Source organism: Streptomyces litmocidini, assembly GCF_014649755.1.
GTDB lineage: Bacteria > Actinomycetota > Actinomycetes > Streptomycetales > Streptomycetaceae > Streptomyces > Streptomyces litmocidini.
The window spans coordinates 304,659-326,395 of sequence record NZ_BMTQ01000007.1; the positions used below are offsets into that span (position 1 = coordinate 304,659).

General features: G+C 75.3%; 17 protein-coding genes. 9 read left to right on the plus strand and 8 right to left on the minus strand.

The window, feature by feature from the left end; genetic code table 11:
- Positions 1-41 precede the first annotated feature (41 nt).
- Both IE180_RS18280 and IE180_RS18285 read right to left on the minus strand, forming a co-directional pair.
- Positions 42-2,429, minus strand: coding sequence for an excinuclease ABC subunit UvrA (locus IE180_RS18280; RefSeq protein ID WP_190157994.1), 2,388 nt, complete (start codon positions 2,427-2,429; stop codon positions 42-44).
- 19 nt (positions 2,430-2,448) lie between these two features.
- Complete coding sequence (locus tag IE180_RS18285) at positions 2,449-2,688, minus strand: DUF5133 domain-containing protein (RefSeq protein WP_190157942.1); 240 nt, start codon at positions 2,686-2,688, stop codon at positions 2,449-2,451.
- Positions 2,689-2,831: 143 nt separating this feature from the next.
- Between IE180_RS18285 and IE180_RS18290 the strand changes: the two genes are divergently transcribed.
- Positions 2,832-3,869: an NAD-dependent epimerase/dehydratase family protein gene (locus IE180_RS18290; RefSeq protein ID WP_190157943.1), complete on the plus strand. Its 1,038-nt coding sequence runs from the start codon at positions 2,832-2,834 to the stop codon at positions 3,867-3,869.
- A gap of 131 nt (positions 3,870-4,000) precedes the next feature.
- Here IE180_RS18290 and IE180_RS18295 read toward each other — a convergent pair whose 3' ends face one another.
- Positions 4,001-4,864: a glutathione S-transferase C-terminal domain-containing protein gene (locus IE180_RS18295; protein WP_190157944.1), complete on the minus strand. Its 864-nt coding sequence runs from the start codon at positions 4,862-4,864 to the stop codon at positions 4,001-4,003.
- 493 nt (positions 4,865-5,357) lie between these two features.
- Here IE180_RS18295 and IE180_RS18300 point away from each other — a divergent pair, with 493 nt between their 5' ends.
- From IE180_RS18300 to IE180_RS18315, 4 genes are all read left to right on the plus strand, one after another.
- Positions 5,358-5,813: an RrF2 family transcriptional regulator gene (locus IE180_RS18300; protein ID WP_190157945.1), complete on the plus strand. Its 456-nt coding sequence runs from the start codon at positions 5,358-5,360 to the stop codon at positions 5,811-5,813.
- Between the two features lie 159 nt (positions 5,814-5,972).
- On the plus strand, positions 5,973-7,313 hold the full coding sequence (locus IE180_RS18305; protein ID WP_190157946.1) for an acyl-CoA dehydrogenase family protein: 1,341 nt from the start codon (positions 5,973-5,975) through the stop codon (positions 7,311-7,313).
- 138 nt (positions 7,314-7,451) lie between these two features.
- Positions 7,452-8,324 carry a universal stress protein gene (locus tag IE180_RS18310; protein WP_190157947.1) on the plus strand — a complete coding sequence of 291 codons (873 nt, stop codon included), beginning with the start codon at positions 7,452-7,454 and terminating at the stop codon, positions 8,322-8,324.
- Positions 8,325-8,461: 137 nt separating this feature from the next.
- The gene (locus tag IE180_RS18315; RefSeq protein WP_190157948.1) at positions 8,462-9,139 is read left to right on the plus strand and encodes a CAP domain-containing protein; all 678 of its coding nucleotides are present in this window, start codon (positions 8,462-8,464) and stop codon (positions 9,137-9,139) included.
- Between the two features lie 16 nt (positions 9,140-9,155).
- On the opposite strand, the gene IE180_RS18320 is transcribed toward IE180_RS18315, so the two are convergent.
- The 5 genes from IE180_RS18320 to IE180_RS18340 all read right to left on the minus strand — a co-directional run bounded on the left by IE180_RS18320 (position 9,156) and on the right by IE180_RS18340 (position 16,583).
- Positions 9,156-10,679: a sigma-70 family RNA polymerase sigma factor gene (locus tag IE180_RS18320; protein ID WP_190157949.1), complete on the minus strand. Its 1,524-nt coding sequence runs from the start codon at positions 10,677-10,679 to the stop codon at positions 9,156-9,158.
- An 88-nt stretch (positions 10,680-10,767) separates the two neighbouring features.
- On the minus strand, positions 10,768-11,058 hold the full coding sequence (locus IE180_RS18325) for a hypothetical protein (RefSeq protein ID WP_093877461.1): 291 nt from the start codon (positions 11,056-11,058) through the stop codon (positions 10,768-10,770).
- A gap of 96 nt (positions 11,059-11,154) precedes the next feature.
- A complete protein-coding gene (locus IE180_RS18330) occupies positions 11,155-13,380 on the minus strand; it encodes an NADP-dependent isocitrate dehydrogenase (protein WP_190157950.1) in 2,226 nt (741 codons plus the stop codon).
- A 43-nt stretch (positions 13,381-13,423) separates the two neighbouring features.
- Positions 13,424-14,497 (minus strand): phosphatase PAP2 family protein, encoded by a 1,074-nt coding sequence (locus tag IE180_RS18335; protein WP_190157951.1) that lies wholly within the window; start codon positions 14,495-14,497, stop codon positions 13,424-13,426.
- A gap of 238 nt (positions 14,498-14,735) precedes the next feature.
- Positions 14,736-16,583, minus strand: coding sequence for a glycoside hydrolase family 15 protein (locus IE180_RS18340; protein WP_190157952.1), 1,848 nt, complete (start codon positions 16,581-16,583; stop codon positions 14,736-14,738).
- Positions 16,584-16,802: 219 nt separating this feature from the next.
- On the opposite strand from IE180_RS18340, the gene IE180_RS18345 reads away from it, so the two are divergent.
- From IE180_RS18345 to IE180_RS18360, 4 genes are all read left to right on the plus strand, one after another.
- The gene (locus IE180_RS18345; protein WP_190157953.1) at positions 16,803-17,606 is read left to right on the plus strand and encodes a glycosyltransferase family 2 protein; all 804 of its coding nucleotides are present in this window, start codon (positions 16,803-16,805) and stop codon (positions 17,604-17,606) included.
- A 686-nt stretch (positions 17,607-18,292) separates the two neighbouring features.
- On the plus strand, positions 18,293-20,137 hold the full coding sequence (locus IE180_RS37205; RefSeq protein WP_190157954.1) for a glycosyltransferase family 4 protein: 1,845 nt from the start codon (positions 18,293-18,295) through the stop codon (positions 20,135-20,137).
- The gene (locus IE180_RS18355; RefSeq protein ID WP_190157955.1) at positions 20,119-20,646 is read left to right on the plus strand and encodes a hypothetical protein; all 528 of its coding nucleotides are present in this window, start codon (positions 20,119-20,121) and stop codon (positions 20,644-20,646) included. The genes IE180_RS37205 and IE180_RS18355 overlap by 19 nt, the downstream gene beginning before the upstream one ends.
- A complete protein-coding gene (locus IE180_RS18360) occupies positions 20,633-21,724 on the plus strand; it encodes a glycosyltransferase (RefSeq protein ID WP_190157956.1) in 1,092 nt (363 codons plus the stop codon). Before IE180_RS18355 ends, IE180_RS18360 begins: the two co-directional genes overlap by 14 nt.
- The last annotated feature ends 13 nt before the right edge of the window (positions 21,725-21,737 follow it).

Genomic DNA, 21,737 nt, shown 5'->3' on the forward strand with positions numbered 1-21,737 from the left:
CCCGGCGGGGCCTGGGCCCCGGGTCGCCGCCGTCGGACGGGTCAGGCGCCGACGTACTCCGCGAGGTGCTCGCCGGTGAGGGTCGAGCGGGCCGCGACGAGGTCGGCGGGCGTGCCCTCGAAGACGATCTTCCCGCCGTCGTGGCCCGCGCCGGGGCCCAGGTCGATGATCCAGTCGGCGTGCGCCATGACGGCCTGGTGGTGCTCGACGACGATGACCGACTTGCCGGAGTCCACGAGCCGGTCGAGCAGGCCGAGGAGCTGCTCGACGTCGGCGAGGTGGAGGCCGGTGGTCGGCTCGTCCAGGACGTAGACGCCCCCCTTGTCGCCCATGTGCGTGGCCAGCTTGAGGCGCTGTCGCTCGCCGCCGGAGAGCGTGGTGAGCGGCTGGCCGAGGCTCAGGTAGCCGAGCCCGACGTCGACGAGCCGGGCCAGGATCCGCCGCGCGGCCGGGGTGCGCGCCTCTCCGGAGCCGAAGAACTCCTCGGCCTCGGTCACGGACATGGCGAGCACCTCGCTGATGTCCCGGCCGCCGAGGAGGTGTTCGAGCACCGAGGGCTGGAACCGCTTGCCCTCGCAGTCCTCGCAGGTGAAGGAGGTGCCGGCCATCATCCCCAGGTCGGTGTAGAGGACGCCCGCGCCGTTGCAGGTGGGGCAGGCGCCCTCGGAGTTGGCGCTGAACAGCGCGGGCTTCACGCCGTTGGCCTTGGCGAAGGCCTTGCGGATCGGGTCGAGCAGCCCGGTGTACGTGGCGGGGTTGCTGCGCCGGGAGCCGCGGATCGCGCCCTGGTCGACGGAGACCACCTCCTCGCCTGCGGGGATCGAGCCGTGCACGAGCGAGCTCTTGCCGGAGCCGGCGACGCCGGTCACGACGGTGAGCACGCCGAGCGGGATGTCGACGTCGACGTCGCGCAGGTTGTGCGTCGACGCGCCGCGGATCCTCAGGGCCCCGGTGGGCCTGCGGACCGATTCCTTGACGGCGGCCCGGTCGTCGAGGTGGCGGCCGGTGACGGTGCCGGAGGCCCGCAGTCCGTCCACGGTGCCCTCGAAGCAGACGGTGCCGCCGGCCGTGCCGGCGCCGGGGCCGAGGTCGACCACGTGGTCGGCGATCGCGATGGCCTCCGGCTTGTGCTCCACGACGAGCACCGTGTTGCCCTTGTCGCGCAGCTGGAGCAGCAGGTCGTTCATCCGCCGGATGTCGTGCGGATGCAGGCCGATGGTGGGCTCGTCGAAGACGTACGTGACGTCGGTGAGCGAGGAGCCGAGGTGGCGGATCATCTTGACGCGCTGTGCCTCGCCGCCCGACAGCGTGCCCGAGGGGCGGTCGAGGGAGAGGTAGCCGAGACCGATCTCCACGAACGAGTCCAGGGTTCGCTGGAGCGCGGTGAGCAGCGGGGCCACCGAGGGCTCGTCGAGGCCGCGGACCCAGGCGGCGAGGTCGCTGATCTGCATCGCGCAGGCGTCGGCGATGCTGATCCGCCCGATCTTCGACGCCCTGGCGCCCTCGCTGAGCCGGGTGCCGTCGCAGTCGGGGCAGGTGGTGAAGGTGACGGCCCGCTCGACGAACGCCCGGATGTGGGGCTGCATGCCCTCCTTCTCCTTGGCCAGGAAGGACTTCTGGATGCGCGGGATCAGACCCTCGTAGGTCATGTTGATCCCGGCGATCTTCATCCGGACCGGCTCGTGGTGGAGGAAGGCCCGGAGTTCCTTCTCGGTGTACTCGCGGATCGGCTTGTCCGGGTCGACGAGGCCGGACTCGCTGTAGAGGCGGTGGTTCCAGCCGCCCGGGGTGTAGCCGGGGACGGTGAGCGCGCCCTCGGCGAGCGACTTGGAGTCGTCGTAGAGCCGGCCGAGGTCGATGTCGGAGACCGTGCCCCGGCCCTCACAGCCCGGACACATGCCGCCGGTGCGCTCGAAGGTCGTCTTCTCGGCCTTCCTGTCGCCGCGCTCGACGGTGATCGCGCCGCTGGCCCGGACCGAGGGGACGTTGAAGGCGTAGGCGCCGGGCGGGCCGATGTGCGGCTCGCCGAGGCGGCTGAAGAGGATCCGCAGCATCGCGTTGACGTCGGTGGCGGTGCCGACGGTGGACCGGGGGTCCGCTCCGAGGCGCTGCTGGTCGACGATGATCGCGGTCGTCAGGCCTTCGAGGACGTCGACCTCGGGCCGGGCGAGCGTCGGCATGAAGCCCTGGACGAAGGCGCTGTACGTCTCGTTGATCAGCCGCTGCGACTCGGCGGCGATCGTGTCGAACACGAGGGAGCTCTTGCCCGAGCCGGAGACGCCGGTGAAGACCGTGAGCCGGCGCTTCGGGATCTCGATGCTCACGTCCTTGAGGTTGTTCTCCCGCGCGCCGTGCACGCGGATCAGGTCGTGCCGGTCGGCGGCGTGGGGGGCGGGCGTCCGCTCGTCCGCACCCGGCGCTCTGTTCATCGTGTTCATGGCAGTCACGCTAGTGGCGGCACGGGGGGCGTGCTTCTCGATTCCTGATCTCCGCGGTCGTCACGTAGCGCTCCGCGGCGAGGACGGCCTCGCGGGCGGTGCGCACTCCCATCAGGACGCACAGGGTGTACGCCGTGTCCTCGAAGCGCCGGCGGGCCGACAGGTCGCACGGCCTGTCCAGCACGGTCCGCTCCTGGGCGCGGAAGTGCCGGAGCAGCCGGTCGACCGTGTTCCTGTCGGGCAGCAGCATGGCCGTTCTCCTGTCTCCTGAGTCGCTTCATGTTCCCGGCCGTCGGCCGTGTCCGCGACCCATACGGACACGCTGGGTGACAACGAGGGCCAGGGGTGGTTGCCGGAATGCGCTTCCGCCGCCCATGGCGGAGGGTCGGAGACATGAATCCGAGCACGATTTCGCGCGTCGTCGTCACGGGCGCCACCGGCAACGTCGGCACGAGTCTCGTCCGGCTCCTGGCAAGCGAGCCGGAGGTCGGCTCCGTCCTCGGCCTCGCCCGCCGCCGGCCCGGTTTCGACCTTCCCGGGGTGGAGTGGGCCGAGCTGGACCTCTCCCGCGACGGGGACGAGCCCCGGCTCGCGCAGTACCTGTCGGAGGCGGACGCGGTGGTGCACCTGGCCTGGCGGTTCGGGCCGACCCACGACCCGGTGGAGACCTGGCGGACCAACGTCCTGGGGTCGGTCCGCGTCTTCGACGCGGTGGCGGCGGCCCGGGTGCCGGTCCTGGTGCACGCCTCCTCGGTGGGCGCGTACTCCCCCGGCCCCGAAGGCGGCTCCCCGGTGTCCGAGGCGTGGCCGACGCACGGGTGGCCGGGTGCCGCGTACACCCGGGAGAAGGCCTATCTGGAGCGGGTCCTCGACACGTTCGAGCGGGACCATCCGCTGACCCGGGTGGTCCGGATGCGTCCGGCGTTCCTCTTCAAGGAGGAGTCGGCGAGCGAGCAGCGGCGGATCTTCGCGGGGCGGTTCTTCCCGGGCCAGCTGATGCGGCCCGAACTGCTTCCGCTGCTGCCGGAGTTCGAGGGGCTCCGTTTCCAGGTCCTGCACACCGAGGACGCGGCGGACGCCTACCGCAGGGCGCTGCTGCGGGACGTCCGGGGCCCGTTCAACCTCGCCGCGGACCCGGTGATCGACGGGGCGACGCTGGGCGAGCTGTTGAACGCCCGGCCGGTGAAGGTGCCCGCCGGCGCGGTGCGGGGCGCCCTGTCGGCGGCCTGGCGGCTGCGGCTGGTCCCCGCCTCCCCGGGTCTCTTCGACGCGCTGCGGCACCTGCCGCTGCTCGCCACCGAACGGGCCCGGCAGGAGCTGGGCTGGGAGCCGGCGGCGAGCTCGCTGGAGGCCCTGGAGGCGTTCCTGCGCGGGGTCCGCGGGGGCACGGGCGACGACACGGCTCCGCTGGCGGGACGCCGCATCGGCTGACGGCGCCCGCCGGAGGCGGGGGCGGGCGCGTCGGGGGGAGGGACGGGCCCGCCGGAGCCGGGGCGGGCGGCGTCGCTCCCCGGGCGGCCGACGGCGCCCGCCGGAGGCGGGGCGGGCGGTGTCGGTGCCCGTCAGCGTCCGGCGGACCAGTCGACGAGGCGGATGGCCGCGCCGGCGGCTTCGCGGCCGCGGCAGTGGGCGCGGTGGCGGCGCAGGAGGGCGTCGACGTCGAGGTGGCGGGCGAACTCGGGGCGGGCGGCGAGGCGCTGGGCGTAGGCCCACAGGGCGGGGTGGGCGGCGACGCGGTCCATGGCGGCGGCGTCGAGGTGCCAGCGGTGCACGGTGTCGAGCTGGACGAGGGTGACCCAGACGTGCACGTCGGCGGCGGTCGGGGCGTCGCCGAGGACGTACGGCCGGTGGGTGAGGCGGCGCTCCAGGGAGCCGAGCGCGGCGAGGAGGACGGTGAGCGGGTCGTGGTGGGCGGATTCGCCGTCGAGACCGAGTTCGCCGGCGCGCTGGGCCGCCCGGTTGACGCTCCGCTCGCACAGGTCGGCGATCGCGTCGACGTCGTCGCGGTGCGCTTCGGGCAGCAGGTCGGGACCGTCTCCGCGGAAGCGCAGGGCGAGGTCCCGGAGGATGTCGGGGACGTGGGTGCTGACGATCCGTCCGGTCCAGCCGTCGCTGAGGACGGGTGCGGCGGCCGGGCCGGTGTAGAGGTGGGCGCTGGCCTCGTACAGCGGGCGGAGCGCGGCGTACCCGCCGTCGGGCGTGTCGGGGGTGCCGGGGAGCACGGTGAGCGGGAGCGTGGCGTCGAGTCCGAGCAGGCCGTGGGTGAGGGCGATGCTCAGACACCGGGGGTCGGACGGGTCGACGTGGAGGCGGTAGCGGTGCGGGACGGCGTAGTGGCCGCTGTTCGCGTCTCGGCCGATCCGGCCCCGGAAGACGGGCACGGCGGCGGAGGCGGGCAGGAGCCGGGACGGGACGACGACGGACATGGTTCTCCCTCGGGGGTGCTCGGTGCCGGCTCGGGCGGCGCGCGACGGCGCGACGCGGCGGTGCGACGCGGCGGCGGCCGCGCGGGGCCCGGGGCGGCAGAAGTACGGGAAGAGGAGACGGGCGGACCGCGGCGGGCGTCTCAGCGGACGGGGTGGACGCCCGCGCGGGGACGGCGACTCGCCGCGCTGCAGACCCGCAGCAGATCGATGTGCCGGCGGGAGGTCAGGGACGGCGGACGCGGGAGGGACGGGGCGGGCGGGGTGTCCCTCCGGCCGGTGCGTCCCATGGTTCCCTACCTGTTCGCTCGGTTTCCCGTCCTCGAGTGTCCGGCGGGCCGCGGTTGCCGTCAAGGGTGCGGTACGGGCCGTCTCGGGGTGCGGTACGGGCTGTCTCGGGGTGCGGTACGAGTCGCCGCGCGGGCGGCCGGAACGCCCACGGGCGCGCGGAACCGGGTGCACGGCTCCGGCCGCACCCGTGCGGGATAATGCGCGCATGCGCATTTCAGCCAGGGCCGACTACGCGGTGCGGGCCGCCCTCCAGCTCGCCGCAGCCCAGGACGCGGGGCCGCTCAAGGCGGAGGCCATCGCGGTGGACCAGGACATCTCGCACAAGTTCCTGGAGGGCATCCTCGGCGACATGCGCAAGGGCGGTCTGGTGCAGAGCCAGCGGGGCGGCAACGGGGGGTACTGGCTGGCCCGTCCGGCCGAGACGATCTCGGTCGCGGACGTCATCCGCTGCGTGGACGGCCCGCTGGTCTCCGTACGGGGAGAACGGCCGCCGGACCTGTCGTACTCGGGGCCGGCCGAGTCGCTGCTGACGTTGTGGATCGCCCTGCGGGCCAGTGTCCGGGGCGTGCTGGGGGTGTCCCTCGCGGAGCTCGCGGCGGCGAAGCTGCCGGCCGGGATCGTGGCGCTCGCGGACGATCCGGAGGCCTGGACGAACCCCTGACCGACCGGGGTCGCCCTCTCGCCACCTGCGTCGATCCGACGCGGTCTCGCCCATCGACACGACCTTGTCCGACCCGTGGACGCCCCTTGGGGTCGCGCGGCCGCCTCTGCCAGTATCCCTACTATTCCAGTGGGGATACTAGGGATCGGGTGAGGTGACGTGAGTACGCCGAGGAGATCGCCGAGGAGAACAGCGATACGGACCGCCTCCGCACCGGCCGGCGGACCCGTCGACCGGCCGGGCGACGACGAGATCTGGCCCCGCGTCACCCGCGAGATCGCCGACGACCTCGCCGTCGACGCCCTCGCCCGGGACCGGGCCGGCAAGGCGCCCTTCGACGAGGTCGCCCGCCTCCAGGAGGCGGGCCTGCCCGGCCTCCTCACCGCGCCGGGACCGACCCGGCGGGGCGCCGACTGGCAGGCCGCCTGCGCGGTCGTGCGGGAGATCTCCGCCGCCGACAGCTCGGTGGGCGAACTCCTCGCCCACCACTACGCGTTGTCCTGGAGCAGCCGCTTCTTCGGCCCCGCGCCCGGCACCGGCGGCACCCGCTCCCCCGCGCTCGCCCTCGACGTGTGCACGGCCGAGGAGCGCTGGCTGCTCGCCGGCGGCATCGAACCGCCGCCCTCCGAATCCACCCCCGGCCTCACGCTCACGCCCGCCGAGGGCCCCGGCGGCGGCTGGATCCTCGACGGGCGCCGGGCCTTCGCCTCCGGCGTCACGGTCGCCGACCGGCTCGTCGTCGGCGCGCGGCCCGGCGGCTCCGGCGACCTCCTCGTCGTCCTCGTGGACCCGGGGCACCCGGGGGTGTTCACGGAGGCCGCCGCGGACCGGGTCGGCCAGCGCCTGGCCGGGGCCGGCACCGTCACGTTCGACCACGTCCCGGTGGAGGCCCGGCACGTCCTCGGGGCCCTCCCGCACGACGAGCACGCCGTCGCGCCCTTCACCGCCCTCGCCCCGCTCGCCCTGCGGCTGCTCCTCGTCCACGTCGGGCTCGGCATCGCCGAGGGGGCGCTCGCGGAGGCCCGGGACGTCAGCCGCGCCGGACAGGCGGGCGCCGTCCCCGCCGACCGGGCCGGAGGCCCGACGGGCGCGGACGGCGCCCTCGGCGCCGGGGACGACCCGTACCTGCTGCTCGCCTACGGGGAGCTGGCGACGGCCGCGCACGCCGCCGCCGCGGTGGTGGAGCGGGCCACGCACGCCCTCGCCGGGGGGCTGCCGGCCGAGTGGTCGCTCGGCCTGGAGGAACGCGCCGACATCGCCGTCCTCGTGGCGGCGGCCGAGACGGTCACCGGACGGGCGGCCGTCCACATCACCACGCGCGTCCTCGAACTCGTCGACGGCGCGGCGGGAGCCGGCGCCCAAGGCGGCGGACCGGGTTTCGACCGCTTCTGGCGCAACGCCCGCGCGCTCACCGCCTCCACCCAGGCGGCCCACCGGCTGCGCGACATCGGGGACCACTACCTCCACGGCACCCACGCCCGGCTCACGCTGCTGGCCTGAGCGGAAAGGCACCGGAGGACGGACGGACCGGCATGTCGGGACGTCCGTCCCCCTCGTCGAGCCGTCGATGGGCCCAAGCTGGAGGGAGGAGGGCCCGCCGGCCGGCGGGCCCGTCACCGCACCGACGGAGGCAGCCCGATGAGTCGTGAGATCGTCGCAGGAGTGGACGGCTCCCCCGAGAGCCTCGCCGCGGCCGACTGGGCCGCCCGGGAGGCCCTGCACCGGGGCCTCCCGCTACGGCTCGCGCACGCGTGGCGCTGGGAACCGCTCGACCTTCCCCTCGTCCAGGACCCCGACGCCCAGCAGCGCGCGGCGTACGCCGTCCTGCACGAGGCCGAGGCCACGATCTCCGCCCGCCACCCGGGGCTCGCGCTCACGGCCGAACTGCTCCCCGACGTCCCGGTCACCGCGCTGCTCGGCACCGAGGACCGGGCCGAGATGCTCGTCATCGGCTCGCGCGGCCACGGCGCCGTCGCCGGATTCCTGCTCGGCTCGTACGGGCAGCGGATCATCGCCGCCTCCGCCCGGCCGGTCGTCGCCGTCCGGTCCCGCGACGGCGAGCAGGCCGAACCGCCGTCGGGATACGTGCTCGTCGGTCAGCTGGGCAGCCCGGAGGACAGCGCCGCCCCGCTCGGCTTCGCCTTCGAGACCGCCGCCGCGCGCGGGGCGGGCGTACGGGCCGTGCGCGCGTGGAGCCTGCCGCCGCTGTACGCGTACAGCCCGGCCTCGATGCGGCTCGCGGACGAGGCCGGCGGGCTCGTCCCGTACGAGGAGAAGGCGTTGCGCGAGGCCCTCGCCCCCTGGCGCGAGCGGTACCCCGACGTGCCGGTCTCCGAGCACGTCGAGCTGGGCAGCGCCGGTCAGGTGCTGCTCTCCGTCTCGGGCGGTGCCCAGCTGCTCGTGGTCGGCCGGCGGGCCCGGCGCGGGGCCGTCGGGTCGCGGATCGGCTCCGTCGCGCACGCGGCGCTCCACCTCGCGCCCTGCCCGGTGGCGGTCGTCCCGCAGGGCTGAGAGGCTCGGACACGGGTTGACGCGCCGTGTTGACGAGGGGTGTCGGGGCCGCGGTGGCCGGAAAGCCTTACCGCCGTCGCCCCGGTGGTCCTCCCGGCACCGGCCGCCCGGCGATCCCGGCGAGAGAACGGAGCTCCATGCGGCACCACGACCGTCCCGGCCACTCCGAAGACCTTGAGGGCCCGGCGCGCCCCGACCGCCTCGACGGCCTCCGGCCACGCGCCGGGGGCCGGCACCGCAGACCCGGCGGGGCGCGGCGACGCGGCCCGCGCCGTCCGTCGTTCCGTACCGCCGTCGTCCTCGCCGGTTCCGCGGCGGTGGTCCTCACGGTGGCGGCCGGGATGTACGTGGCCGCCCCGGCCACCGGCACGCCGGCCGCCGCGGCCCCACCCGGGGCGGCGGCCCCGGACCGGGCCGCCACCGGGAAGGCCGCGCGGTTCGTGCGGGACGTCGTCGCGCTCGTCAACGCCGAGCGGGGAAAGGCCGGTTGCGGTCCGCTGCGCCCGGAGGAGCACCTGCGCGACGCGGCCCAGGGGCACGCCGACGACATGGCCGCCCGCGGCTACTACGAGCACCACAGCCCGGAGGGCCGGGACGCGGGCGACCGGATGAACGGCGCCGGATACGAGTGGGCGGCCTGGGGGGAGAACATCCACCGCGGGCCGAAGACCCCGGCCCGCGCCATGGAGGACTGGATGGACAGCCCCGGGCACCGGGCGAACATCCTCAACTGTTCCTTCGAGGACATCGGCGTCGGGGTGTCCCTCGCGGCCGGCGGCCCCTGGTGGGTGCAGGACTTCGGCGCCAGGCGCTGAGGGGCCCGCCCGCCGTTCAGGAGGCGGGGGCGGCCAGTTGCTGCACCCAGATCCTGCCGCCGGGACCGGGCACCGACGCCACGCCGGTGTCCCGGTACCGGCAGTCGAGCATGTTCTCCTCGTGCATGGCCCCGTCCCGCCAGTCCTCGACGACGCCCTCCGGGTCGGCCGCGCCGCGGGCCAGGTTCTCCGCCCAGGCGCTCCAGTCGTATCCGGCGGCGGTGATCCTGGCGTCCGCGAAGTCGCCCTCGGGGGTCCTGTGCCCGTAGTAGCCGCGCGCCACCATGTCGCGCGCGGAGGCGCGGGCCGCCTCGACCAGCCGGGGGTCGGTCCGCAGCGGAGCGCAACCGGCCGAGGCCCGGAGCCGGTTGACGAGCGCGGTGACCCGCTCCCCCGGGTCGGGGGCCGGCCTCGGGCGCGGGGTGCGGCGGGGCGCGGGCGCGGTGGTCGTGGGCGGGGGCGCGGGGGCGGCCGTGACCGACGGGCTCGGGGCGGCCGTGGCCGGAGTGACCGCGGGGGCGGCGACGGTCCGGTCGGGCCGGAGGTGTGCCTCCGGCCGCGGCGGTACGAGGAGGGCGGCCGCCCCGAGGACGGCGACGGCCGCGACCCCGGCGGCGAGGGCGCGCCGCGGCGGGGTCCACCGTCCGCCGGTGCCGGTGCCGGTGCCGGTGGTGGTGCCGGTGGTGGTGCCGGTGCCGGTGGCGTCGGGCAGCTCGGTCGCGTGGGCGGTGTACTCCGTCGCCGGCGTGTCCGTGAGCGTGGCGGCGGCCGTCAGGGGCGGGACGAGGCCGATGCCGACGAGCAGGCCCTCGACGGGGGCGAGGCCGCTGCGGCCCGCCACGCGGGAGGTGCAGGCGGCACAGGTGCGCAGATGGCGGGCTATCCGCTTGCGCCAGAGCGGGGAGGGGCGGCCGTCCCAGGTGGTGAGGGCCTCGGTGAGCTCCGGGCACGGCGGCAGGGCGTCCAGGGCGCGGACCACGGCGCGGCCGGTGTCCAGGCGTTCCTTCATCCGCTGGACGCGGACGGCGGCGTGCTGCGGGGTGATGCCGAGGCCTTCGGCGAGCTCGGCGCGGGTGAGTTCGCCGGCGGCTTCCAGCCACCACAGGGCGAGGAGTTCGGCGTCGTCCTCGTCGAGCCAGCGGGTCGCGCGGGCCACGTCGCGGCGCTGCCCGGAGAGGCCGAGGCGCAGGATGGTGAGGTCGGTGAAGTCGCCGGCCGGGTCGGCGAGGTCCGTGGCCCGGTCGAGGCCGGGCTCGGGCGCCCGCCGGCGCTCGTGCCAGCGGCGCCGTATCCCGTTCATGGCGATGGCGACGAGCCAGGACCGGAAGCGGGACGGGTCCCGGAGGCCGGTCAGGCCGTCGAGGGCGCGGACCATCGTCTCCTGGACGATGTCGTCCGTGTCGGCGTGGCCGTCGAGGGCCCGGCCGACGATGTCGTGGACGAGCGGCAGATGGGCGCGGACCAGCGCGTCCCTGGCGTCCGCGTCACCCGCCCTGGCCGCCTCCACGAGGGCGGTGGTGCGTCGCTCGTCGCTGTGCATGGGTGTTGCTCCCTCATCCCTGGTACGAGTCCCCCGGCATGGGAGACCCGTGGGTACGGGAGGGATAACACTTCTGTGGGGACGGCGGCTATCTCGGGGGTACGGGCAGGCTCGGGACCGTGGCCCCGTTCCCCTCCCGGACGGCTGCCACGACGGCGTCGTGGAGCTCGCGGCTCTCCTCCTCCGATCCGCACGGAACGGGACTGCCCGACATGGTGAACCAGTCGGATGCGCCGCTGTACTGCACGGCCACGCGTGCCTCGCGGTCGGCGAACGTCGTGTGCACGGTCAGATCGCCCGTGACGACGCCCACCTCCTCGGTCAGCACCCCACCTCGCCCGGTGTAGACACCGGCGGTCGTCCAAGATGCCCAGCTCATGCCCTCCAGGGTCACACCGGGGGGTGAGATGCGCCACCGACGGGACCGCCCCGGCCGGAGGAGTTCCGGCCGGGGCGGTGCGGGTGCCGCGCCGGATCAGGCGAGGGACGCGACGGCCTCGTTGAACGTGGCGGACGGGCGCATCACGGCCGCGGCCTTGGCCGGGTCGGGCTGGTAGTAGCCGCCGATCTCGGCCGGGGAGCCCTGGACGGCGACGAGCTCGTCGACGATCTTCTGCTCGTTCGAGGTGAGGGTCTCGGCGAGCGGGGCGAAGGCCTTGGCCAGCTCCGCGTCCTCGGTCTGGGCGGCCAGCTCCTGGGCCCAGTAGAGGGCCAGGTAGAAGTGGCTGCCGCGGTTGTCGATACCACCGAGGCGACGGGTCGGCGACTTGTCCTCGTTGAGGAAGGTGCCGGTGGCGCGGTCGAGGGTGTCGGCGAGGACCTGGGCGCGGGTGTTGCCCGTGGTGGTCGCGAGGTGCTCGAAGGAGGCGGCCAGGGCGAAGAACTCGCCGAGGCTGTCCCAGCGGAGGTAGTTCTCCTTGACGAGCTGCTGGACGTGCTTCGGGGCGGAGCCGCCGGCGCCGGTCTCGAAGAGGCCGCCGCCCGCCATCAGCGGGACGACCGACAGCATCTTGGCGCTGGTGCCCAGCTCCAGGATCGGGAAGAGGTCGGTCAGGTAGTCGCGCAGGACGTTGCCGGTGACCGAGATGGTGTCCTCGCCGCGGCGGATGCGCTCCAGGGAGAACTTCGTGGCCTCGACCGGGGACAGGATCTTGATGTCCAGGCCCTCGGTGTCGTGCTCCGGCAGGTACTGCTTCACCTTGGCGATGAGCTGCGCGTCGTGGGCGCGGTTCTCGTCCAGCCAGAAGACGGCCGGGGCGCCGGTGGCGCGGGCGCGGGTGACGGCCAGCTTGACCCAGTCCTGGATGGGCAGGTCCTTGGTCTGGCAGGCGCGGAAGATGTCGCCCTCGGCGACCTCCTGCTCCAGGACGACGCCGCCCTCGGAGTCGACGAGGCGGACGGTGCCGGCCTGGGCCATCTCGAAGGTCTTGTCGTGGGAGCCGTACTCCTCGGCCTTCTGCGCCATGAGGCCGACGTTCGGGACGGAGCCCATGGTCGACGGGTCGAAGGCGCCGTGGGCGCGGCAGTCCTCGATGACGGCCTGGTAGACGCCGGAGTAGCTGTGGTCCGGGAGGACCGCGAGGGTGTCGGCCTCCTGGCCGTCCGGGCCCCACATGTGGCCGGAGGTGCGGATCATGGCCGGCATCGAGGCGTCGACGATGACGTCGGACGGCACGTGCAGGTTGGTGATGCCCTTGTCGGAGTCGACCATCGCCAGGGCGGGGCCCTCGGCGAGCTCGGCCTCGAAGGAGGCCTTGATCTCGGCGCCGAGGCCGTGCGGGATGGCGTCCAGGCCGCCCAGGACGGTGCCGAGGCCGTCGTTCGGGGACAGGCCGGCGGCGGTGAGCACCTCGCCGTACTTGGCGAAGGTGTTCGGGAAGAAGGCGCGCACGACGTGGCCGAAGACGATCGGGTCGGAGACCTTCATCATCGTGGCCTTGAGGTGCACGGAGAAGAGCACGCCCTCGGCCTTGGCACGGGCGACCTGCTCGCTGAGGAAGGTGCGCAGGGCGGCGGCACGCATGACGGCGGCGTCGACGACCTCGCCGGCGATGACCTTCAGCGGCTCGCGGAGCTCGCTGACGGTGCCGTCGGCGGCGGTGAATTCAAAGCGGAGGGTGTCGTCCTTCTCGATGACGGCGGACTTCTCCGTGGAGGCGAAGTCGTTCTCGCTCATCGTGGCGACGTTCGTCTTGGACTCGGGGGTCCAGGCGCCCATGCGGTGCGGGTGGGTCTTGGCGTAGTTCTTGACCGAGGCGGGCGCGCGGCGGTCGGAGTTGCCTTCGCGCAGGACCGGGTTGACGGCCGAGCCCTTGATCTTGTCGTAACGGGCGCGGACGTCCTTGTCCTGGTCCGTACGCGGGTCGTCCGGGTAGTCCGGGAGGGCGTAGCCCTGCGCCTGGAGCTCGGCGATCGCGGCCTTGAGCTGCGGGATGGACGCCGAGACGTTCGGCAGCTTGATGATGTTGGCGGCGGGCGTCTTGGCCAGGTCGCCGAGCTCGGAGAGGGCGTCGGGGATGCGCTGGCCCTCCTCCAGGAACTCGGGGAAGACGGCGATGATGCGGCCCGCGAGGGAGATGTCACGCGTCTCGACCGTGACGCCGGCCTGCGAGGCATACGCCTGGATCACGGGCAGGAACGAGTACGTCGCCAGGGCAGGCGCCTCGTCAGTGTGGGTGTAGATGATGGTCGAGTCAGTCACCAGGTGCTCCGCTCCACGTCTGCGTATGCGAGATTGCTCGACATCAAGATATCTCGTGATCGCCGTCCTCGGTAAAGGGCCCCACGACCTCTCCGTCGTGCGGGACGCCCGCGGCCTCGACGAAGGGGCCGCCGAGCCGGTACGGGGCGGGGGCGCCGTCCACGTCGACGCGGCGGAGCAGGAAGAGCGGGATCAGACCGGCGGCGGCGACCACGCCCGCGGCGAGGGCCTGGCCGCAGCGGTGTGCGAGCCGCAGCTCCGCCGGGTCGTACGGGGCGGTGGCGGGCAGCGCGAGGGTGTCGCCGAGCAGCCACAGTCCGGCGCCCAGGCCGGCCGCGGCGAGGAGGGCGAGCGGGACGGTGGCGAGGAGGCCGGGCAGGGCGGATCCGCGTCGCGGAGCGGGGCGGACCTTGCCCTTGCGGGCGATGACGGCGAGGAGGCCGGAGGTCACGGCGAGGACGACGAGGGCGGCGGCGATGACGTCGCCGGGCCGGTGACGACCCGACGCGATGGTGTACGTGCCGACGGCGGCGGCCCAGAGCGTGGCGGCGCCGACGGCGAGGGCGCGCTGCCGGTGGGGGACGACGAGGACCAGACCGAGGGCGACGCCGAGGGCGAGCGTGGTCTGGGCGCTGGGGAATCCGCTGGGGACGAGGGCGCCGGCGGTGTCGACGAGCCGGGGCCGGGGCGCGTACCGCTGGAGGAGTCCGGTGAGGGCGAGGGCGGTGACGACCGCACCGACGGCGGCGGCGGTGAGGGCGTACCGCCTGCGTATGAGTCCGACGGCGAGGAGGAGGACGCAGCCGAGGGCGAGGGAGACGGTGGTGAGCCCGGCGAGGGAGGGATGATCGCGGAGCACCGTGACGGCCGCGGAGTCGGCGCGCCGGCCGGTCACGGCGGCGTCGCCCCAGCGGCGGCCGGTGGCGGTGAGCACGAGGCCCGCGTAGACGACGGTGAGGACGAGGACGGCCCCGAGGCAGGCACGCCGGGCCCGGGTGCGGGCCCGTGTGCTGAACGAGCCGGCGGCTTCGCCGGCCACGGCGGCGTACCACCAGGTGTCACCGGTCTTCAGCGGCCTCGGGGGGCCGCCGGCGCGGAGCCTGTCGTAGGAAGCCATGCCCCGATTCGAACCCACGCGCGCGCGTGGCGCCCGCTGGACGCACCCGAACGACACGCCGACGGGCGGGAACGGGGCGGGCGGGGCCCGCGGCCGCCCGGGAGGGCACGCGGCGGCACCCCCCGGAGCCGGGGCACGGCCGGTCGGGCGGCCCCCGGGGGCGCCCCCGGCGCTCGGAAGCGCGGGGTACCGGGACATGGCCCCCGAGCCTCCGGCACCGTGCCGGAGGCCGACGCGATCACGCCACGGCGAGGCGGCCCCGGTCGCGGTCGTGGCGACGGGTGCCGTAGAGGGTGAACGCCGTGTTCACCAGGGCGACGTGGCTGAGCGCCTGGGGCGTGTTGCCGAGCTGGCGGCCGGCCACGGGGTCCCACTCCTCGGCGAGGAGCCCGACGTCGTTGCGGACGTCGAGGAGCCGCTCGAAGACGGCCCGGGCCTCGTCGGCGCGGCCCGTCACGGCGAGCGCGTCGGCGTACCAGAACGTGCAGGCGACGAAGGTCCCCTCGGTGCCGCCGAAGTCGTCGAGGTCGTGCGTGCCGCCGTCCCGGACGTCGCCGTACCGGCGCAGGAACCCGTGGTCGTCGAGCCGCCCCATCGCCCGGACGGTGTCGAGGACGCGGGGGTCGCCGGCGGGCAGGAAGCCGAGCCGGGGGATCAGCAGGGCGGTGGCGTCGACCTGCCGGCTTCCGTAGTACTGGGTGAAGGAGCGCTGTTCCTCGCTCCACCCGCGGGCGCAGATCTCCGCGTGCAGTTCGGCGCGGAGCGCCTGCCAGTGCCCGAGGGAGCCGCGCAGCCCGGCGACGCGGGCGAGGCGGACGGCCCGGTCGGCGGCGACCCAGGCCATGACCTTGGAGTGGACGAAGTGGCGGCGCGGGCCCCGGACTTCCCAGATGCCCTCGTCGGGCTCCCGCCAGCGCTTGCCGAGGTACTCCAGGAGCGAGGCGACCAGGGCCCAGGCCGCGGGATCGAGGACGACGCCCGCGCGGACGGCCGAGTAGACGGTGCTGAGCACCTCGCCGTAGATGTCGAGCTGGAACTGGCCGACGGCCGCGTTGCCGAACCTGACCGGTTGTGAGTTCTCGTAGCCCGGCAGCCAGTCGGCGTGCGTCTCGGGGAGCCGTCGCTGGCCCTCGACCCCGTACAGCGGCTGGAGGTCGGCGGGGTCGCCCGCGACGGCGCGCAACAGCCACTCGGTCCAGGCCAGCGCCTCCCTGCGGTAGCCGCTGCGGAGCAGACAGGAGAGGGTGAAGGTGGAGTCCCGCAGCCAGCAGAAGCGGTAGTCCCAGTTGCGGCCGCCGCCGATGGACTCCGGGAGGGAGGCGGTGGCCGCGGCGACGATGCCGCCGGTGGGGGCGTAGGTGAGGGCCTTGAGGGTGAGCAGGGAGCGGAGCACGGCCTCGCGCGCGGGGCCCTCGTAGCGGAGGGCCCCGGCCCAGTCGTTCCAGAAGTCGAGGGTGCGGGTGAGCGCGTCGGCCACGTCGGCGGGCGAGGCGGTCGGCGGCGCCGGGGCGTGCGAGGGGCTCCAGCCGAGGACGAAGGCGACCCGCCGGCCGGCCGTGACGGTGAATTCGCAGCTCGTGCGCTCGGGGGTGACGTCGAGTTCGACGCCGGGCCCGCAGGAGAGGCGGGCGGAGTCGGGGCCGGCGACGGAGACGACGGTGCGGCGGTCCGTCGAGCGGGTCCAGGGGACGATGCTGCCGTGGTGGAAACGGAGCCTCAACTCGCCGCGCACGGCCACGCGCCCCGCGACGCCCTCGACGACGCGGATGATCCTCGGGCCGCCGTCGGCCGGGAGGCCCAGCGAGCGCGGCGGCATGAAGTCGGTGACCCGGACCGTGCCGGAGAGGGTCTCCCAGAAGGTGTCGAGTACCAGGGTGTCGCCCCGGTAACTCCTGCGCGTGCAACGGCTGTTGCCGACCGGGGCGAGGAGCCAGCTGCCGTGGTCCGGACCGCCGAGGAGGCCGGCGAGGCAGGCGGGCGAGTCGAAACGGGGCGCGCACCACCAGTCGACGGACCCGTCGGTCCCGATGAGCGCGGCGGTCTCCAGGTCACCGACGAGGGCGTAGTCCTCTATTCGCCCTGCCATGACCGGATTGTATGCCTCTCGGAGAACGCGTGCAGAAACGACCGCGCGACAGGACGGTCCTTACCGCACGGCGGAGCGGTTCGTCCCTTCGCGGAAAGCCGCACGTCCTTCCGCTTTCCTTGACGGCGCCGCCCCGGGCGCAGGATTCTGAGAAACGCGGTCCGGTCACCGGAAGGCCGGACCGACGAGCCAGGGCGTACCGATGAGTAGCGGTTCCCGATGAGCAGCGATTCGCATCCCCTGCGCCGGTCGACCGACCGGACGCCCCGTTCCGGCACCCGGACGGTGAGCCTCGTCCTCACGGCCCGTCCCGGCGGCGGGCGTCCGGGAGCGGCGCTCGACCGGCTCCTCGACCAGGTGCCGTCGAGCGTGCGGGAGGTCGTCCTGGTCGGCGGAACCGCCGGGGAGGGCGTCGCGCGCGAGGGACTCCGCGTGCTCCGGCTCGGCGCGTGGGACTCCGCCCGGGGCGACGTCCCGCACGCGGCCCTGCTCGCGGCGACCGGGGACCTGGTCGTCCTGATGAACGCCGACGGGACCATGTCTCCGCACGAGATCCCGCATTACCTGCACTATCTGGAAAGCGGTTACGACTTCGTGAAGGGCTCGCGTTTCATCGCGGGCGGCGACTACGCCGACTATCCGCTGGCACGGCGCCTCGGGCACCGCGCGCTGCTGCGGATCGCCCGTCGGCTGTACGGCCAGCACCTCACGGACCTCTGGTACGGATTCTGTGCGTTCCGGCGCCCATTCGTCGATCTCCTCGACCTGCGCGAGGACGGCGTGGAACTCGGTGCCGAACTCGTCACGCACGCGCTGCACTACGGGCTGCGCGTCGCCGAGGTGCCGAGCCTCGAACTGCCGCGCCTCCACGAACGCCGCCACGGTCCGTCGCATCCCCGCACGGTCCGCGACGGCGCCCGCATCCTGGGCGCGCTCCTCGCCGAGCGGCCGCACAACGTCCTCTCGCGCCTGGCGCGCGGGCCTCTCCGCGGCTCCCGCGGCGTCCCCGACGGTCCCGGTTGACGAACCATATCGAACAGTGCTATCGCTAAGAAAAGCAACATTTCAGGACAGACCAGGCCCTGAGCGCACACCCTCGGCAGGGTCGGTTGACGGAAGAGGCTCGTCGTGACCTCCAGCCCCCTCAGCCGAACGCCGGTGGCACCCGTTCCGCACCCGCTGCGACGCGTGACCGACTGGCCCCTCGCCGATGCCCGGCGCCACCCGCTCCACCGCTCCCCGCGCGCCGCCACCGCGCACCCGGCCCGCCGGGCCTCCGACCGGATCTGCCCTGCCGTCCCTCCGCCCCGGAGCCGGGTGTGCCGGCCCCGGGGCGCCGGACGCCGGCGGCGCACCCGTACGGCCCGCCCGCACACCGCGCGCCGCGGCAGCGGCTCAGGCCCATCGGCCCGCCCGCCCGGACCGGCCGCGACGCCCCGGCCCTCCACCGCCGCGGCCCCTCCCCCGCGCGACCGCGAACCCTCCCGCGCCCCGGTCCCCCCGCGCGACCGCGGACCCGCCCACGCCCCGGTCCCCCTGCGCGACCACGGACCCGCCCACGCCCCGGTCCCCCCGCATCGCATGCCCGGGCCCCGGGTGCCCGGACCCTGCCGGACCCGGCGTGCGGTCCGTGAGACCTTCCCCCGGGACCCCCGGCTCCTCACCCGGCTCCTCTCGGCGACGGCCGAGGAGCGGCGGAGGCGGACGCCATGACCACCTCCCGACGGCCCCTGCTCGTCGCGGTGTCGGGACCCGACACCGCGGGCACCTCCTCGCTGGTGCGCCGGCTCGCGGCACTGCTGCGCGAGGGCGGGGCCACCGTCGTCGTCCTCCCCTGCCACGGCTGCCTCCTGTGCCGCCGTCTCCCGGCCACGCCCCGTGGGGGGGACACGGCGGGACCGGGCCGGGGCGCGTGGGCGCGACGCGCCACGGATCCCGAGCGCCGGGGCCCCTGGCCGCGCCGCGTCCACGCCTCCCTCGACGCGGCCGGGCTCGCGGCGCGGATCGCCGTGGCCCGGCTGCTGGCACGGGCGCGGGCGCGCGGCGGGCAGGCCGTGGTCCTGACGGACCACGGGCCGCTGGACGGACTGGTGAGGTTCGGCCTCCCCGCCGTTCCCGGCGGCGCGGCCGGTTTCCGCCGGATCGCCGAAGGCTACGGCCTCACCCTCCTCCTGGAGACCGGTCCCGAGACGCTGTGGAGCCTCGGGCCGAAGAGCGCCGCGGGGTCGCCGGCCGCCTGGTGGGACCGCTGCCGCGACTGGTCCCGGCGGCTTCCGGGGACCGCCTGGCTCGACGGCGACAAGGCTCCGTCCCTGGTGGCCGAGGCGGGCCTGGAACGGATCCTCGACGTGCTCCGGGAGCGGGAGCGGGCGGCCGCCGTGCCGGGGTCCGGCACGGCCGGAGAGCGGCGGCACGTGGTGGTGTCGGTCTACGACGGCGCGGACGCCCCCGCCTGCCGGAGCGGCGGAGCACTGGTGGCCGGCAAGGTGGCCCGGCGGCTCGCCGAGGACTTCCGCGTGACCGTCGTGACGGCGGGCCGGCGCGGCGGCACCGAGGACCGGGACGGCATCCGTTACGTCCGGCTCCCGGTGGGCCGGGCGGGCCCGCGCGCCGGCCGGCTGCTGTTCCTCGCGCTACTGCCGCTCGCGGCCCGCCGGATCCGCCACGACCTGTGGCTGGAGAGCTTCACTCCCCCGTTCTCGACGAGCTTCCTGCCCCTGACGACCGGCGCCCCCGTGATCGGCATCGACCAGGGCCGCCCCACGGAGTCCCCGTGGCGGCCGTACCGCGCCCCGTCCCTCCTGGTCGAGCGGCTCGGCCTGCGCTGCTACCGGCACATCGTGGCGCTGAACGCCGCCGACGGATCGACGATCCGCCGGCTCAGCCCCCGGGCCGACGTGCAGGTCATCCCCGACGGGGTCGACCAGCCCCTCCTCGACGAGGCCCTGCTCGGCTCCGGGCAGTTCATCCTCTTCCTGGGCCGGATCGACACCTGGGTCAAGGGCCTCGACCTGCTGCTCGACGCCTACGACCGGGCGCGGCCCCCGCTCGACCTGCTGCTCGCGGGCAGCGGCGTCCCCGCCGAGGAACGCCGCCTCGCCGCGCTCGTCGCCGCGCACGCCCCCGGCCCGGAGCCCCGGATCCACTGGGTGGGGTACGCGGGGGAGGAACGCAAGCGCCAACTGCTGCGCGACAGCGCCTTCCTGGTGGTGCCGTCGCGGCACGAGGCCTTCGGCCTGGTGGCCCTGGAGGGCATGTCGTACGGGAAACCCGTGCTGCACTTCGACCTGCCCGCGCTGCGCTGGATGCGGGGCAACGGCGACGTGGCCGTGCCGCCGTTCGACGTGGCGGCGTTCGGCTCGCGGATGACCGAGCTGGCCACGGACGCCGCGCTCCGCCGCCGTCTCGGCCACCGCGCCGGGATCGCCGCACGGCACTACGCGTGGGACGAGATGACGGGCCGCTACCTGGCGCTGGCCCACCGGCTCCTGGACTCACCCGCCGCCGCGCGGCGACCGAGGAGGAGGGGTGCGCCATGGCAGACGACCCGCTGACCGCCTTCGTCCGGACCGTCCTCGGCTCCGGTGCGCCGGTGATCGTGCTCCCGCCGCACCTGGACGACGCCGTGCTGTCCTGCGGCGCGCTGCTCGGCCGGGCGGGGCGGCGGGCGCCGGTGACGGTCGCCACGCTGTTCACCGAGGCCGCGCCCCCTCCGTACGCCCTCTCCGCCCGTCGGCACCTGAGGCGGGCCCGGGCCGGTGACGCGGAGTCCACCGGCCGGCACCGCCTGACGGCCCGTGCCGGGGAGCGGGGCCCCGGCCGGAAGGCGGAGCCGGTCCGGGGCTACCGGGCGCAGGCCGACGCGCTGTTCCCCGGGGGCCGCGTCCCGCACGCCCCCGGGGTGCACCTGCTGACCGACGTCGGCCGGGGACGCGGACGTCTCCCGGGACCCCGCCCGGCCGCGCGGCACGCGGACCCGGACCGCCGGCGGCGTGCCGTGACCGGGCCGCACGCCCCGGCCTCCGTGCCGGCCGCCGCGGAGGTGCCCGATGCGCCGCGGTGAGCGGCCCCGGGTCCTGCTCCTGACCGGCGGCCCGCTGGACGGGGCGGAGGGCGGCGCCCTGCGGCTGGCCTCCGACGTCCTCGGGTCGCTGCCGGACGTGGACTTCGTGTGGTTCGCCCAGGGGCCGAAAGGGCACCGGCCCGCTCCGGAGCACGGACGGCCGGTCCGCATCCTCTCCCGGGGCGGCGTGCCGCACGCCCCCGCGCGGACGCAGTCCGCGCTCGCCGGGACCCTGTTCGCCCACCGGGTCGACCTCGTGCACGCCTTCCTGACCATCGGCCGCACCTTCCCGGTCCTCTCCCGGCTGCGCCCGCTGCTGTTCGGCGGGCGGCCGGTCGTGCACACCGTGCCCGGCGTGACGGACAACCGTTTCCTCGGCCCCTCCCGGCCCCTGGGGACGACGGTCGCCCTGTCCGAGTCGATGGCCCGTCTGCTGCGGGCCGCCGACTTCGGCGACGTCCGTGTCGTCCCGCCGATGATCGCCCTCGACGAGTGGCCGTACCTGCCGCGGCCGGAGGGGTTCCCGGCGGTCCTCTTCGCCGGACGCCACGATCCGCACGGCGGGGCGGAGACGGCCATCGAGGCGGCGGCGGAGGCCCACCGGGAGGGGGCCAGGTTCCGGCTGGTGCTCGCGATGCGGGGACGGCCGGGGCAGGACGCCGTGGCCCTCGACGAGGCGCTGCGGGAGCGGGCCGGGGCGGCCGGACTGCCCGACGTCGAGGTGCGGGGGTACGTCGACGACATGCACGCGCTGCTCGCCTCCGTCCAGGTGCTGCTGTATCCGCCGGTCGTGCTCGGCGGCGCTCCGGACATCCCGTTCACCGTGCTCCAGGCGCTGGCCACGGGCCGGCCCTCGATCCTCAGCGACCTCCCCCAGTTCGCCGACTTCGGCCACGCCGTGCTGCGGGCCCCGGCGGGCGACGGGCGCCGCACCGGGCAGCAGCTGGCGTGGCTGCTCGACCGGCCGCGCTCCTGGGACATGCTCGCGGAGCGGGGGCGGGCCCTCGTCGAGGACCACTTCGGCCCGGAGCGGTTCGCCTTCCGGTACGGGGCGCTCTACCGGGAGCTGCTGTCCTGAGGCGCCCTGACGG